General features: G+C 73.8%; 13 protein-coding genes. 5 read left to right on the forward strand and 8 right to left on the reverse strand.

What is annotated here, in order from left to right; all coding sequences use genetic code 11:
* Positions 1–2,014, forward strand: a 2,014-nt coding sequence (locus ACLQ2V_RS23770; RefSeq protein ID WP_425720770.1) for a hypothetical protein, incomplete at its 5' end; no start/stop codon positions are given.
* Between the two features lie 256 nt (positions 2,015–2,270).
* Here the strand turns inward: ACLQ2V_RS23770 and ACLQ2V_RS23775 are convergent.
* The 3 genes from ACLQ2V_RS23775 to ACLQ2V_RS23785 form a co-directional block, all read right to left on the reverse strand.
* The gene (locus tag ACLQ2V_RS23775; protein ID WP_425720771.1) at positions 2,271–2,543 is read right to left on the reverse strand and encodes a hypothetical protein; all 273 of its coding nucleotides are present in this window, start codon (positions 2,541–2,543) and stop codon (positions 2,271–2,273) included.
* 262 nt (positions 2,544–2,805) lie between these two features.
* Positions 2,806–3,543: a helix-turn-helix domain-containing protein gene (locus ACLQ2V_RS23780; protein WP_425720772.1), complete on the reverse strand. Its 738-nt coding sequence runs from the start codon at positions 3,541–3,543 to the stop codon at positions 2,806–2,808.
* Between the two features lie 87 nt (positions 3,544–3,630).
* Positions 3,631–4,857 (reverse strand): glycosyltransferase family 4 protein, encoded by a 1,227-nt coding sequence (locus tag ACLQ2V_RS23785; RefSeq protein WP_425720773.1) that lies wholly within the window; start codon positions 4,855–4,857, stop codon positions 3,631–3,633.
* A gap of 176 nt (positions 4,858–5,033) precedes the next feature.
* On the opposite strand from ACLQ2V_RS23785, the gene ACLQ2V_RS23790 reads away from it, so the two are divergent.
* Both ACLQ2V_RS23790 and ACLQ2V_RS23795 read left to right on the forward strand, forming a co-directional pair.
* Positions 5,034–7,811: a tetratricopeptide repeat protein gene (locus ACLQ2V_RS23790; RefSeq protein WP_425720774.1), complete on the forward strand. Its 2,778-nt coding sequence runs from the start codon at positions 5,034–5,036 to the stop codon at positions 7,809–7,811.
* Positions 7,808–9,640 carry an NHL domain-containing thioredoxin family protein gene (locus ACLQ2V_RS23795; protein WP_425720775.1) on the forward strand — a complete coding sequence of 611 codons (1,833 nt, stop codon included), beginning with the start codon at positions 7,808–7,810 and terminating at the stop codon, positions 9,638–9,640. Before ACLQ2V_RS23790 ends, ACLQ2V_RS23795 begins: the two co-directional genes overlap by 4 nt.
* 68 nt (positions 9,641–9,708) lie before the next feature.
* Here the strand turns inward: ACLQ2V_RS23795 and ACLQ2V_RS23800 are convergent, their stop codons facing one another.
* Genes ACLQ2V_RS23800 through ACLQ2V_RS23810 form a run of 3 tightly spaced genes read right to left on the reverse strand, consistent with a single transcriptional unit; the run spans position 9,709 to position 11,964 of the window.
* A complete protein-coding gene (locus ACLQ2V_RS23800; protein ID WP_425720776.1) occupies positions 9,709–10,458 on the reverse strand; it encodes a LamB/YcsF family protein in 750 nt (249 codons plus the stop codon).
* Positions 10,442–11,344: a biotin-dependent carboxyltransferase family protein gene (locus ACLQ2V_RS23805; RefSeq protein WP_425720811.1), complete on the reverse strand. Its 903-nt coding sequence runs from the start codon at positions 11,342–11,344 to the stop codon at positions 10,442–10,444. The genes ACLQ2V_RS23800 and ACLQ2V_RS23805 overlap by 17 nt, the downstream gene beginning before the upstream one ends.
* Positions 11,345–11,352: 8 nt before the next feature.
* A complete protein-coding gene (locus tag ACLQ2V_RS23810; protein ID WP_425720777.1) occupies positions 11,353–11,964 on the reverse strand; it encodes a 5-oxoprolinase subunit B family protein in 612 nt (203 codons plus the stop codon).
* Positions 11,965–12,104: 140 nt separating this feature from the next.
* On the opposite strand from ACLQ2V_RS23810, the gene trhA reads away from it, so the two are divergent.
* Positions 12,105–12,782: a PAQR family membrane homeostasis protein TrhA gene (gene trhA / locus ACLQ2V_RS23815; protein WP_425720778.1), complete on the forward strand. Its 678-nt coding sequence runs from the start codon at positions 12,105–12,107 to the stop codon at positions 12,780–12,782.
* Between the two features lie 335 nt (positions 12,783–13,117).
* Here the strand turns inward: trhA and ACLQ2V_RS23820 are convergent, their stop codons facing one another.
* Positions 13,118–13,405, reverse strand: coding sequence for a DUF6458 family protein (locus ACLQ2V_RS23820; RefSeq protein WP_425720779.1), 288 nt, complete (start codon positions 13,403–13,405; stop codon positions 13,118–13,120).
* Positions 13,406–13,519: 114 nt separating this feature from the next.
* On the opposite strand from ACLQ2V_RS23820, the gene ACLQ2V_RS23825 reads away from it, so the two are divergent.
* On the forward strand, positions 13,520–14,185 hold the full coding sequence (locus ACLQ2V_RS23825) for a SixA phosphatase family protein (protein WP_425720780.1): 666 nt from the start codon (positions 13,520–13,522) through the stop codon (positions 14,183–14,185).
* A gap of 145 nt (positions 14,186–14,330) precedes the next feature.
* Here the strand turns inward: ACLQ2V_RS23825 and ACLQ2V_RS23830 are convergent, their stop codons facing one another.
* A complete protein-coding gene (locus ACLQ2V_RS23830; RefSeq protein ID WP_425720781.1) occupies positions 14,331–14,600 on the reverse strand; it encodes a DUF6458 family protein in 270 nt (89 codons plus the stop codon).
* Positions 14,601–14,761 lie beyond the last annotated feature (161 nt).

Below are 14,761 nucleotides of genomic sequence, written 5' to 3' on the forward strand. Positions count from 1 at the left end.
CTGGAACGCCACCGACCAGCAGCACGACGACCCCCACCGCTCCGCCGGCTGGAACGCCAACGACGGCCAGCCCGACGACCAGCCCCGACAGAACGCCTGGGGTGGCGGCGCCGGGCCGGACCAGCCCGGCGCCTGGGGCGCGGCGCCCGCGCAGCAGCAGGACCGTGCGGCCGTCCCGGACTGGGCTGCGGCGGAGCCGACCTCGGTCCCGCCGGCGCGGGCCACCACCGCCGACGGGCCGAACCCGTGGGGCACCCCGGCGGAGAGCCAGCAGCAGTGGCCCGGGGCCGACCGCCCCGCGCAGCCCGCCGTGCCGGAGCTGCCCGCCGTGCCGGCGGTCGAGCCGTGGGCGCCGGGCGAGGCGTGGGGACGATCCGCCGAGGCGGGATCCGCCGACGCCCCGTCGGCCGGCAACGCCTGGGAGCCCGAGCGATCCGAGGACCGGCCGCTGTACTCCCCGACCCCCGGGCCGGGGATCTCGCCGGCCAACGCCGTCCCGCTGCCGCCGCAGGAGCACCGGGTTCCCGGTGCCAGCCTGGCCGCCTCCGGGCCGGGCGACTTCGGGGCACCGGCCCAGTTCGCCGCGTCGGCCGTCGAGCCGGCCGGGCGTGAGGGCGGGGCCCCCGCGTACGAGCGGGAGCCGGCGGGTGTCGACAACGGGTGGGGTCGCGCGGAGGAGCCGCAGTCGCCGGCCGCTCCGCTCGTTCCCTCCCCCCGGGTCTCGTCGGAGGGCGGCCCGTCCGCTCGCTCCGCAGTGGCCCTGCCACCGGCCGGCGAGGCCGCGGCCGGCGTGTCGGCGAGCGCCTCCGTCCCGACGAACAGCCGGGTGACGCCCCCCGCCGACCAGGACCTGCTGCCCGGTGGCACGCCCGCCCCGCAGCCCCGCGTGTACGGCCGGCCCGCCCGCCCCGAGCCGGCCGACGAGCCGGAGCCGGCGCAGGAGCACGGCCTGCACCCCGACCAGAACCCGCCGCCCCGCTTCGGCGATCCCGGCCCGCAGGGCCACTTCGGCGAACGCGAGCCCCAGGGCCACTTCGACGGCCCCGGTCGGCCGAACCAGTTCGGCGAGCGCGGGCCCCAGGGCCAGTTCGACCAGCCCGGCCCGCAGGGCCAGTTCGACCAGCCCGGCCCGCAGGGCCACTTCGACCAGCCGGGCCCGCAGGGCCAGTTCGACGAGCGCGGGTCGCAGGGCCAGTTCGACCAGCGCGGGTCCCAGGGGCACTTCGGCGAGCCGGGTCCGCAGGGGCCGTTCGGCGAGCGCGGCCCACAGAACCAGTTCGGTGAGCCCGGGTCGCCGCAGGGCTTCGGCGACCAGGGGCCGCAGGGCTTCGGCCCTCCCGCCCAGCAGCACGGGTACGGCGACGGCCCGGCCGCCGGGGCGTCCGTCTCGGCACCGCCGGCCTTCCCGCCGGCGTTCCCGCCCGGCATGCCGTCCTTCACGGATCCGCCGGCCAGCAACCGCCCGGTGAACGGGGTCCGGCCGCACGATGCCGACCGCCCCGGCGACCAGTTCGGCGGCCCGGCGGCCCCCGGCGGTGGCGTCGGTGCGCAGGGCCACGGACCGAACCCGTTCGACGATCAGGCCTTCCCGCAGGGGCAGCAGTCCGCCTCCTCGTGGGACGCGGGCCCGGACCAGGGCCGGTTCGACTCGTTCAAGCCGGAGGCTGCCGAGGAGAAGAAGCCCGAGCCGCCGGCACCCAAGGTGCGCAACGGGCGGGTGCTGGCCGCCGTGCTGGTGGCGGCCGTGCTGATCCTCGCAGTCCCGCTCGGCCTGCTCATGCTGCTCGGGAAGGTCGGCGCGGACGAGACCCCGGCGTTCGATCCGGCGGTGGGCTCCTGCGTGAAGCGGTCGGGTGACAGCGCGGCGGCGGCGACCTGCGGCGAGGCCGGTTCCTTCACCGTGGTCTCGAAGGTCGCCACGAAGGAGAAGTGCGCCGATCCGGCGCAGCCGTACATCTCCCTGCCCGGTGACGTGCAGAACAAGGTGCTCTGCCTGAAGCCGTCCGGTAAGTAGCGAACCGACGAGGGCGGGTCCACGGTCGACCGTGGACCCGCCCTCGTCGTGCGGGTGGTGCGCAGGCCGAACCTCCGGCCTGCGCGGGAACTGCCACTTCAGGAGCAGCGGCCCCACTGGCAGTTGTGGCGCGAGGTCGGGATCTTGTGCGCCTCAGCCTCCTTGCACCACGCGCACTTCGACTTGCCCGCCTTGACACATGCACACGACATGACTACCTCCTGTGGCGCGAATGGGATATGACCCAGAAATCGGGTCAGTTGCTCTGCATCGACCGTCGGCGCTCCTCGGCCCGCTCGTTGAAGACGATGCGTGGTTCCGGGCGTCCGTTCGCCAACCAGATGACCAGCGTCACCGGCCAGAACATGAGCGCGAAGTACATCCGCCAGAACCAGAGGAAGCCGAATCCGTCACGGCCGAGGATCTTGATTCGGCCCTGGCCGACGCCGGCGCGGTGTCGGACGGCGATCATTCCGATGACAAAGCCGCTGAACCAGATGAGCACGATGATGATCGAGGCTGTTTCCATGCATCCCTCCGAGGGTCGCTCTCCGGTCGAGTCGTGGCCTGGGTGGAGAGCAGGCCGTTACCGCGCGCCGATGTCATCGACCTTTGGTCTCTGCTCAGGTTGCGGTTGTGCCGCCATCAAAGGCCGGGACCGGCGCGGAGGCAAACGACAGCGTCATCGGGTGAACATTCCGTCGCGAATGGACCGCACGCTGGCAGAATGCGGGGAAGGCGCGGTTCGCTGGGCGAACCTCAGCGAACCACGTACGGCACGCCCGAAACCGTCAGGACCCGCAACGTTCGCATTGGTCACGATCGGACCGGCCCGGGCGCTCGAGCAATTGCGGCGACAGGGCGGCCTGCCCGAACTCCGCGCGTACCGCGCCTCTAAAACTCCACATCGCCTCGGCGAACGGGTGGTACGCCCCGTGGTACTGCGCAGTGTCGAGGCCGGCGCCCCGCCCGACCGCTCTGCGGATCTCGATGAGTGCCAGGAAGACCGTCTCCCCCGCCGCGACCAGGGCCGGGCTGCCGGAGATCAGCAGGCGCTCGCGCTGCGCGTACAGGCCGGAGTTGTGCACGGCGAGGTGCGTGGCCTCGCCCAGTTCCCCGGTGTGGCGGCCCCGCGCGCAATCACGCAGCCCGTTGTGGGCGTCGTCGAGCGCGAGGACGAAGGCGACGCAGATGTCCCACAGATCCGCAGCCGGCCCGGACCCCGGTGCCGGGGCCTCCCGACCCCGCTCGTACCGCTGCAGTTCCTGTAGTTGCTCGGCCAGCCTGCGGGCCCGGCCCGCCTCGGCGGCGGTCGCGCCCATGACGGTGGCGAGTCTGGCCGCGGTGCTGGGGGACGGGGACTTGCGGCCGTTGAAGAGTTCACCGACGTAACTGCGGGACAGCCCGGCCTTCGCGGCGATCGAGGTGTTGTTGAGCGTCCCGGCCCGGGCGAGCCTGCGGAACAGAACGACCAAGTCCGTGGCCGGGCCGGGTGCGAGATCGAGAACGCCACGCCGACCTCTGGGCATCGCACCATCCTCGTCTCAGGGCTATTCGCATGACTAGCACAGGCGCTCTTCCGGGCACTACCCCCGCACGTGCCACACCGGGCCTCTTCACAGACCGCGCAGCAGGCGTCGAACCTCGTCGCGTCGGCGGTACGGCAGCGCGGACGCCTCCTCCAGCAGGGTCGCCGCCGTGTGCCGCCAGGTCAGCTCGCCGGCGAGTCGCAGCCGCACCTCGTCGGCGTACCGGAACGCCGCCTCCGGGTCGGTCACGATCCGGTCGATGGCCGTACGCCAGGCCCGCACGTCCACCTCGGGGTCGTCCTCGACATCAATGATCATGGGGTCGGCGAATCGTCCGAGACGGTCCCGCAGCAGTTCCGCGACCCCACTCTTGGCGCTGGCCAGCAGGGGCGTACCCGCAGCGATGGCGTCGAGGGCGACCAGACCGAAGCCCTCGACCCGCGAGGGCATCACGCAGACGGCCGCCCGCGCGAGGTCCCGGCGAAGCTCGTTGCGCTGGGCGGTGAAGGCCCGCACGTCGAGGCGTTCCCGGGCGAGCCCGGACAGGCCCACGAGGGTGCGGTGCAGGGAGTCGCAGTCGGCGGGGGGTGCTCCGCGAACGAGCAGGCCGACCGGGTGGCCGCGATGCGCCGGAAGGGCGGCCACCGCGCGGGCCGCGAGGTCGAGGCCCTTCAGCTCGACGTCGTCGGTACGGCCCAGCACCAGCACCTGCCGCTTCGGCGGGGCCAGCCGCCGACGGTCGTCGACCGGGCCCAGGCCGGGATCGAGCTGGAGCACGGAGCGCTGGCTCACGCCGTCCTCCAGCAGGTCCTCCGTGTATCGCCGCAGCCGGGGGCCGACGGCGGCGACGATGTCGGCGTCGATCGCGATCTGCCGCGTCACCCGTTCACGCTCCTCCGCCTTGGCGGTGGCGTCGGCCGCGCCCTTGAACCTCTCGAGCTCCACCGGCGCGGTGTGCACGATGTGGGCCAGCATCGCGTCCGGGTGGTAGCGGCGCACGTGCACCCAGGCCGCCGGCCCGGTGAACCGGTCGTGTCCGATCACCAGCCGGGGCCGGAACGCCTGGAGCGCCGCCGAGTCGAGCATCATGGCGGGCCCCGCAGGGGTCTGCTCCGCCGCGATGAGCGTCACCCCGAGCCGGCTCGCCTCCTCGACGTCCTCGCGCGTCGGCGACTTCACCAGGCAGGCGGTCGGACAGCCGGCCTCGGCGAACGCGGCGACCAGCGCCTGGTTGAACGCCGAAACTCCGCCCTTCGCCTTCGACCACTCGCAGTTCAGCGACAACACCGATGGTTTCGCGGCAGACCCGTCCATGTTCGCTCCTCGCTGATACCTTGTCCGGTCGCGTCAGCAAGAGGATGCGGCGGTATCGGCAGCCGAGGGGCAGAGTCTGAAACGCGCCCGGACCCGGGCCCGGTAATGCCTGGTCACGGGCCGGTTGCCCGGTGGCACGACAGTAAAGTTTCGCGCGAGAACACCGAGGAGCCTCGATGGCCGCACCGGAACGCAAGGAACTGGGACGCCGCCTCGCCCGGCTGCGACGCGACGCCGGCCTACGCCAGGACGAAATCGCGCAGGTCATCGGGTACAGCGTGCCGACGGTGTCGAACATCGAGAACGGAAAGTGGAAGGTCCCGCCCGACGAACGGGTCATCGAGGCGTGGCTCGACAGTTGTCTGCCCCGCAGCGACCATTCCGCCGCCGAGCGCCGGGAGCGGCGGGCCGACATCATGGCGCTGCACTCGGCGCTGCGCACCCTTCAGGACGTCGGGGAGCCGCCATTCGTTGCGCCGCCGGCAAACCAGCTCCGCCGGGACGTCCCCACCTTCGTCGGCCGCGCGGCGGAGTTCGATCGGGTCCGGGCAGCGGTGGAGAGGGCTCGCTCGACCGGCACCGTGATCGCTGTCCACGCCGTGGACGGCAAGGCCGGGGTCGGCAAGACCGCCTTCGTCAATCACGCCGCCCAGGAGTTGTCCCGGCACTTCCCGGACAGTCGGCTCTTCCTGGATTTGCACGGCTTCACCCTGGGCCGGTCGCCGCTGAGTGCCGGCGAGGCGCTCGACGTCCTGCTCAGAGCCGTGGGGGTGCCCGCCGCCCTGATCCCGGCGACGCTCGATGAGCGTGCCGCCCTGTGGCGGGCCCGGATGGCGGGTCAGCGGGCCCTGCTGGTGCTGGACAACGCCAGCGACGCCGGTCAGGTCACGCCGCTGCTGCCGGGTGGGCCGCACACGCTCGTTCTGGTCACCAGTCGCCGCCGGCTGATCCAGCTCGACGCGACCACGATCTCCCTCGACGTCCTCCCCCCGGAGCAGGCCGAGGAGATGTTCCGCCGGGTCGTCGGGCGCGAGCTTCCCGCCGACAGTCCGGTCGACGAGGTCGTCCGGCTCTGCAGCTACCTGCCGATGGCCATCTACCTCGTCGGTGCCCAGATGCGTAACCGACAGGCGCTCACCGCGGCGGAGCTGGCCCGGCGGCTCGGCGAGCGCCGGCAGCGATTATCCGTGCTGCGGGTGCGCAACCAGGAGGTCGCCGCGGCGCTCGGCCTGTCGTTCGAGGCGTTGGACGAGCCGCTGCGGCGGTTCTTCCGGACGCTGGGCCTGCACCCCGGCACCGACGTCGACGGCTACGCCGCCGCCGCGCTCTGCGGGGTGCCCCTCGACGAAGGCGTGGAGCGCCTGGAGGAACTGCTCACCGACAACCTCCTGGACGAGTACGTCTTCGGCCGCTTCGAGATGCACGACCTGGTCCGCGACTACCTGCACGGCCTGCACCAGGACGTCCCCGCGGACGAGCGGGACCGGGCACTCGACGCTCTGCTCGACTACTACGAGGAGGTGTCGACGGCCGCGAACCGTTACCTGGAACCTTCTCCGGACGCCTCGCCGAGGGCGCCGGTCTTCGCCGGGGCCATGCCGCAGTTCCAGGACCGGCGGCAGGCCGTCGGCTGGCTGGCCGCCGACCGCGCCAATGTCATCGCGTGCCTGGATGTGCTCGAAGATCGACCCGACCGACTGGTCCGGATGACCGTGGGGATGTCCCCGCACCTGAGGGTGACCGGCCCTTGGGACCTGGTGATCCGGCTCCAGCAACGGGCGATCGCGGCGGCCGGGACGCTCGGCGAGCCGTGGTACGCCGAGCGGGCAGGGTTGGAGCTGGCGATGGCGCAGCGCAACCACGGCGACTACGACGACGCCCTCGCGACCCTGGCGGCCCTGCCGGAGCACGTGGGCTGCCGCCTCGAGCGGGGCACGGTGCACCTGCTGCTGGGCCGGTACGAAGCAGCCCGCGCGGACTACGAAGCCGCACTTGACCTCGCTCGCGCCGCCGGCGCCGAGCACCACGTGGCCCACGCCCTTCTCGACCTTGGCACGTTGCACTACCTGCTCGACCGGTACGAGGAGTCGGTGGAGCTGCTCTGCGAGGCACGCGCCTGGTACGAGCGGCTCGGCAACGAGCCCGGGCTGGCGAACACGCTGCGGAACCTCGGCAACGCCTGGTACTTCATGGACCGCTACGACGAGGCGATCGATGCTCTGCAGCGGGCGCGGGACCTGGGCCGCGAGCTCGGCCTTCCGCTGACCGTGGCGCAGGCGACGGCGAAGCTGGGCGGTGCCCTACGGCTGATGGGCCGGCACGAGACCGCCCTGGAACACCTCGCCGAGGCCGAGAAGCAGGCGCGGAGGCTGGCCGACCGGTCCCTGGAGGCCGAGACCCTCATCGACTCGGGGGCCGCGCTGCGCGAGCTGGGCAACCACGAGGAAGCCGAGTCCGCCTTCCTCCGGTCCCTGGAGCTCTACGGCGACATCGGCGAGGACCTCGGGCGGGCCTGCGTGCTGAAGGAGTACGGCGATCTGCTGGTCGTCGGCGGCCGGCTGACCGACGCCCGCGCCCGACTCGCCGAGGCGCAGGTGCTCTACCGGTCGCTGGGCGAGCGGTTGGGACAGGCTGCGGTGGGCAACTCCCTGGGGCGGCTGGAGCTGGTCGCCGGCCGGCCGGAGCTCGCGGTCGAGGCGCACGAGGGGGCGCTGGCGGTGGCTCTCGACATCACCAACCCGCTGGAGGAGGCCGAGGCCCGGCTCGGCTCGGCCACGGCCCTGGCGGCGCTGGGGCGGGCGGGGGAAGCGAGGACGGAGGCCGGACTGGCCCGCACCATCCTGATGGAGATCGCCGCAGCGGGGGTGGAGCGGGCCGATGCGCTGCTGTCGAGCCTGGGCGACCCGATCGGCCCGGTGGGTGGCGCCTCCGATGGGGCACGATGGGGGGCATGAACGCGCGCGTACGTGCCCCGGAGTTGCGGGGTCGAGCCTGGCTGAACACGGGCGGCAAGGCCATCCGTCTGACCGACCTCCGAGGTCGGGTCACCGTCCTCGACTTCTGGACCTTCTGCTGCGTGAACTGCCTGCACGTGCTCGACGAGCTGCGCCCGCTGGAGGAGAAGTACGCCGACGTGCTGGTCGTCGTCGGCGTCCACTCCCCGAAGTTCGAGCACGAGAAGGACCCGGCCGCCCTGGCCGCCGCCGTCGAGCGGTACGGCGTGCACCACCCCGTGCTGGACGATCCCGAGCTGGACATGTGGCAGCAGTACGCCGCCCGCGCCTGGCCGACCCTGGCGGTGATCGACCCCGAGGGGTACGTGGTGGCGACCATGGCCGGCGAGGGGCACGCCGAAGGGCTGGTGCGGCTGATCGACGAGCTGATCGCCACCCACGAGGCGAAGGGCACGCTGCACCGGGGCGACGGCCCGTACGTGCCGCCGGCCGAGCCGGCGACGACCCTGCGCTTTCCCGGCAAGGCCGTGCCCCTCGACGGCGGGAACCTGCTGGTCTCCGACTCGGCCCGGCACTCGCTGGTCGAGTTGGCCGCCGACGGCGAGACGGTGCTGCGCCGGATCGGCTCGGGTGAGCGGGGGCGGGCGGACGGCCCGCCGGAGGCCGCCGCGTTCTCCGAGCCGCAGGGGCTCTGCCGGCTGCCGGAGCACGTGGCCGAGGTCGCCGGGTACGACCTGGTCGTCGCGGACACCGTCAACCACCTGCTGCGCGGCGTACGGCTGGGCAGCGGCGAGGTGGTCACCGTGGCCGGCACCGGCCGGCAGTGGCGTTCCACGGTCGACGACCACGCCCACGACTCGCTCTCGGTGGACCTCTCCTCCCCCTGGGACCTGGCCTGGTACGACGACCGGGTGATCGTCGCCATGGCCGGCATCCACCAGCTCTGGTGGTTCGACCCGATCCGCCGCACCGCCGGCATGTACGCCGGCACCACCGTCGAGGCGCTGCGCGACGGCCCGCTGGCCGAGGCGTGGCTGGCCCAGCCGTCCGGGCTGGCCGTCTCGGCCGACGGGGCCCGGCTCTGGGTGGCCGACAGCGAGACCAGCGCCCTGCGGTACGTCGAGAACGGCGTCCTGGGCACCGCCGTCGGGCAGGGGCTGTTCGACTTCGGGCACGTCGACGGGCCGGCCGAGCGGGCGTTGTTGCAGCACCCGCTGGGCGTCTGCGCGCTGCCCGACGGCTCGGTGCTGGTCGCCGACACGTACAACGGGGCGGTGCGCCGCTTCGACCCCGAGACGGGGCAGGTCGGCACGGTCGCCGACGGGCTGGCCGAGCCGAGCGACCTGGTGCTGACCGCCGACGGCGGGGTGCTGGTGGTGGAGTCGGCGGCGCACCGGCTGACCCGGCTGGCCCCGGGCGCGCTCTCGGCCGCCGGGGCGAGCACCGTCGACGGCCCCCGGCACCGCACCGAGCGCAAGCCGACGGAGGTGGCGGCGGGCGAGGTGACTTTGGACGTCGTCTTCACGCCGGCGCCGGGGCAGAAGCTGGACGAGACGTACGGGCCGTCGACCCGGCTGGTGGTGTCGGCGTCCCCGCCGGAGCTGCTGCTTGACGGGGCGGGCACTGGCACGGAGCTGTCCCGCCGGCTGGTGGTCGACGGTTCGGTGCCCGGCGGGGTGCTCCAGGTGACCGCCCAGGCGGCCACCTGCGACGCCGACGTGGAGCACGCGGCCTGCCACCTGACCCGGCAGGACTGGGGGGTGCCGGTGCGGGTGGTCGACGGCGGGGCCGCCCGGCTGCCGCTGATCCTGCGCGGCCTGGACGCCTAAAGGCCGAACGCCCGGCGGACCTTGGACGTCTCGTGTTCAGCGGCGACGCGAAGCGTCCAAGGTCCGTGTCACGCGAACGGGGTCAGGGTGACCCCGGCCTCGGTGAGCGCGGCCCGCACCAGGGCGGCGGACGCCGCCGCGCCGGGGGTGTCGCCGTGCAGGCAGATCGAGTCGACCGGGCAGGGCACGACGGTGCCGTCGACGGCGACCACGGTCCGCTCGGTGGCCATCCGGACGGCGCGGGCGGCCACCTGCTCCGGGTCGGTGACGAGCGCGCCGTCGGCCGTGCGGGGCACCAGCGCGCCGGTGGGCAGGTAACCCCGGTCGGCGAAGCCCTCGGCGACGACCCGCAGGCCCGCGCCGGTGGCGAGCTGGGCGAGCACCGAGCCGGGCGCGCAGAGCAGCGGCAACTCGTCGTCGAAGTCCTTGACGGCGGCGACCAGCGCGGCGGCCTGCGACTCGTCGGCCGCCGCCGCGTGGTAGAGCGCGCCGTGCGGCTTGAGGTAGCGCACCCGGGTGCGCAGCGGGCGGCAGAACGCGTCGAGCGCGCCGAGCTGGTAGACGGTCTCGTCGCGTAGCTCGGCGTAGCCGTACGCGATGTGCCGGCGGCCGAAGCCGGCGAGGTCGCGGTAGCCGACCTGGGCGCCGACGGCCACCCCGCGCTCGACGGCGGCGGTGCAGACCCGGCGCATGGTGGACGGGTCGCCGCCGTGGAAGCCGCAGGCGACGTTGGCCGAGGTGATCAGGTCCAGCAGCGCGTCGTCGTCGCCGAGTCGCCAGATGCCGAATCCCTCGCCGAGGTCAGCGTTGAGGTCCATGGAATCTGACCGTAGTGCCTGGGCGGGCCTGCGCGAGCCCGGTCACGTCGTCCACCACCCCGACGACGGGGTACCCGCCGGTGGTGGGATGGTCGGCCAGGAAGATCAGCGGTTGGCCGTCGGCGGGCACCTGGACCGCGCCGAGCACCACGCCCTCGCTGGGTAGCTCACCGGCGACCGCGCGGGGCAGGGCCGCGCCGATCAGTCGCGCGCCCACCCGGTCGCCCACGGCACTGACCGTGTACGCCGTGCCGAGGAGCAGGCCGAGCGCGGCCGGGGTGAACCAGTCGTCGCGGGGGCCGGGGCGCAGCCGCAGCCGCAGCTCGGTCGGGGCCGGCGGCCCGATGGTGAAGTCGACGGGGGCGGGGTCGCCGGTCGGGTCGCCGAGCGGCAGGCTGTCGCCGTCGCGCAGCGGGGGCGGCCCGAGCCCGGAGAGGGTGTCGGTGCTGCGGCTGCCCAGCACCGGCGCGACGGCGATCCCGCCGGCCACGGCGAGCCAGTTGCGCAGCCCGGCCCGGGGCGGCCCGAGACTGACGACCGCCCCGGCGGGCACGGCCAGCGGCCGACCGACGTCGCCGGGCCGGTCGCCGACCCGGACGTCGGCGTCCGCGCCGGTGATCGCGACGGTGCCGGCGCGGCTGAGCCGCAGCGCGCAGCCGGTCACGGTGACCTCCAGCCCGGCGGCGGTCTCCGGGTTGCCGACCAGGCGGTTGGCCAGTCGCAGCGCCGCCGGGTCGAGCGCCCCCGACCGGGGTACGCCCAGGTGCGCCCAGCCGGGCCGGCCCTGGTCCTGCACGGTGCTGAGCGCCCCGGCCCGAAGCACCCGCAGCACGCCGCCCCCGGCCGGTGCGATGCCCCCGGTCACGCCGCCCCCGGCCAGTGCCATGCCCCCGGTCACGCCGCCGCCAGCCGGACCCGGGTGCCGGGGGTGAGCCGGGCCGGCGGGTCGGCGTGCACGTCGAACAGGGCCAGCTCGGTGCGCCCGACCAGCAGCCAGCCGCCGGGCGACGCCGAGGGATAGATCCCGGCGTACGGGCCGGCGAGGGCGACCGAGCCGGCCGGCACCCGGGGTCGGGGCGTGGCCAGCCGGGGCACCGCCCACCGCGCCGGCAGCCCGGTCAGGTACGCGAATCCGGGCGCGAAGCCGCAGAAGGCGACCCGGAACTCGGTTCCGGTGAGCCGGTCGACCACCTCGGGGACGGCCACCTGCCAGTGCTCGGCGACGGTGCCCAGGTCCGCCCCGTCGTACGCGACAGGGACCTCGACCTCGGCGGCGGGCGCGGCCCGGTCGGGGGTGCGGGGCGTCCAGCCGGCGACGAGCGCGGCGGCCCGTTCGGGGTCGGGCACCCCGTCGAGCAGCACCGTGCGGGCGGCGGGGACGATCTCCACGGCGGTCAGTTCGCCGGCCGCCCGGCGGTGCCACAGCTCGGCACGCCAGCCCTCCACCTGCTCGGGGTCGTCGCAGTCGAGCAGCAGGGCGTGGGCGCCGACGGGCCGAATCCGCATCCCGCCATGATTCCCGATTCGCCGGCCGGCGGTGCGGCGGCGGCGGCGCGGGGGCGGCGGCGCGGGCGTGGCGGCGAATTCGCGGGACACGCGAGATCGTCTCTACTTCAAAGTAACCTACGGTGCCGTAACCTTATGGCGTGACGACCTCCGCACCGCTTCGACTCAAGCCGGTCGACATCGGTAAGCCCCGGATGCGGGGCTGGCTACATGCCTACGCGTTCTTCGTCGCGCTGGTCTGTGGCGTCGTGCTCTGCGCCGTCGCGGCCAGCCGGCCCGGCTGGGCGCCCCTGGTGAGTTGCCTGATCTACAGCGTGACCGTGTGCGGGCTCTTCGGCACCAGCGCGCTCTACCACCGTCGGGTCTGGTCCGAGCGCGGCTACCAGATCATGCGCCGGATGGACCACTCGATGATCTTCATGTTCATCGCCGGCACCTACACACCGTTCTGCGTCCTGCTGCTGGGTGTCCAGCATGCGACGGTCATGCTGACCCTGGTCTGGGGCGGCGCGCTGGGTGGCGTGGCGGTGAAACTGATCTGGCCGCATGCTCCGCGCTGGGTCTCCGCCCCGCTCTACCTGGCGCTCGGTTGGGTGGCGGTGGCGATGCTGCCGCAGATCCTGCACGAGGGTGGGACCACCGCGCTGGTGCTGCTGGCCGTCGGCGGCGCGATCTACAGCGTCGGCGCGATCTTCTACGCGCTGCGCCGGCCCAACCCGTGGCCCACGGTCTTCGGCCACCACGAGTTCTTCCACGCCTGCACCCTGCTGGCCGCCGCCTGTCACCACATCGCGATCTACTTCGCGCTGTTCGCCTGACCCCGCGCGCCTGTCGACCGGCGGAAGGGCAATCCGGCCGCCCGCACCGGAGGCAGGCCCTCCTGTTCGGGACGCTGCGAACAGGAGTCGGCGCCTCCTGCTCGGGACGCTACGAACCAGGGGCGGCACCTCCTGCTCGGGAGGCTATGGAGCTGAGTCGTTTACGACATCGCCCCGGCTGAGTCGTCTACGACATCAGCTCCATAGGGCCGGCAAGCGGTACGGCCCACGGCGGGGCCGACATGTTTCGGGGGGCCCGCGCCGCTGCGGGCCCCCCGAAAGTCGCTGCGTCCCGCCCGAGTGCCGGGCCGGACTTTTACTGCTCGCTCGCCGGGTCAGACCGTCCCGCCCGGGCGGCGCACCTCGCGGTACTCCTGCACGACCGGATCGCCCTGCACCGGCACGACCCGGTCGGCCACGACGCGGTTGCCCTGCACCGGGGCGGCGACCACGGTGCGGCGGCCCCGGTTCCAGAAGTAGAGGGTGGTGAGCAGGCTGACGATCCCCGCGAGCATCAGCACCAGGCCGACGACGCTGATGTTCAACCACCCCGTGTCGGCCTCGATGGCGAACGCGAAGATCGCGCCCAGCGCGATGAGGAAGATGCTGGCACCGATGCCCATTTCGTCGCCTCCTTGGCTACTAGCTGGCGCTCTACCCGCCGCGGCCATGGATGAGGTTGCGGCACACATCGACATACCCAGGCGGTTAGATCGTCAATCAGGCAAGCTCGGTCCATGACGGATGCGTTGGGCACGGAACGGACGCTGGTCCTGTTACGGCACGCCAAGGCCGAACCGCCGGACGACGGCCCAGACGCCGACCGGCGACCGACCGCCCGTGGACACGCCGACGCGGCCGCCGCCGGTGCCTGGTTGGCCCGGCACGGCCTGCGGCCCGACGTGGTGCTCTGCTCGACGGCGCGGCGGACCCGACAGACCTGGCTCGCCGTCGCGACCGCCCTGAGCGGCCCTTCGGAGCGTGCCCTGAGCAACCCCTCGGAGCGCACCGGCCTCCCAGCACCGACCGGCACCGCCGGTCCGAACCCGGCCGAGCACGCCGGCACCGCCGCTCCGAACCCGGCCGAGCACGCCGGCACCGCCGGGTCGGGACCGGGGGAGCGGGCCAGCGCCGCCGGCCCGGTGGTGCGTTACGAGCCGGGCGCGTACGAGGCCACGCCGAAAGGGCTGCTGGGGCTGGTGCGGTCGGTCCCGCCGGAAGCGGTGACGGTACTGCTGGTCGCCCACAACCCGGGCATCTCGCTGCTCTCGGCGCTGCTCGACCCGCAGGGGGCCGACCAGCAGGGGCTACGCACCACCGGCCTGGTCGTGCACCGCGCCCGCCTGCCGTGGGCCGAGCTTCGGCAGGCCGACGTCACCGCCCGGCACACCGCCCGAGCCTGAGCCGCCCGGCAGACCGAGGCCGAGCCCGCCAGGCGGTGCCCGGGGCTGACGCAGCGGCGAACCGCCCTCGGCCTGGCGGCGGAGGGCGGTCGGACGCGTACGCAGGGGCCCCGGTGCGACCGGAGGCCCCTACGTACGGGTTCGATCAGGACGGCGGTGCGGTGGGCGGCGGCGGGTCGGGCGGAGGCGGCATCATCGCGGTCGGATGCGACAGCCGGTTCTCCTCCACGATCAGGGTGCGCGCCCGCTTGCGCCGGTCCTGCCAGAACCAGAGCGTGGTGAGCAGCACGGCGAGGCCCGCCAGGATGAACACCCAGCCGACCGCCCGCAGGTCCACCCACCAGACGTTGGCCCGGATGGCGAAGGTCAGGATCGAGCCGATGACGATCAGGAAGATTCCACTACCAATGCCCATCTGCGCTGCACCCCCACGTGCGGTGGCTCTGGGCGTTCACTGACGACGTCCGGCCCACGGTTACCCGCCCGGACCGGCAACTACCCGGGACGAGGCCGTCGAGAGCGGCAGCGTCCGCCCGCGACGCCACGGCGACGGCGGCCGGGGACGGCGAATACGAG

It is taken from the genome of Micromonospora sp. DT233 (assembly GCF_049841815.1).
Lineage (GTDB): Bacteria > Actinomycetota > Actinomycetes > Mycobacteriales > Micromonosporaceae > Micromonospora.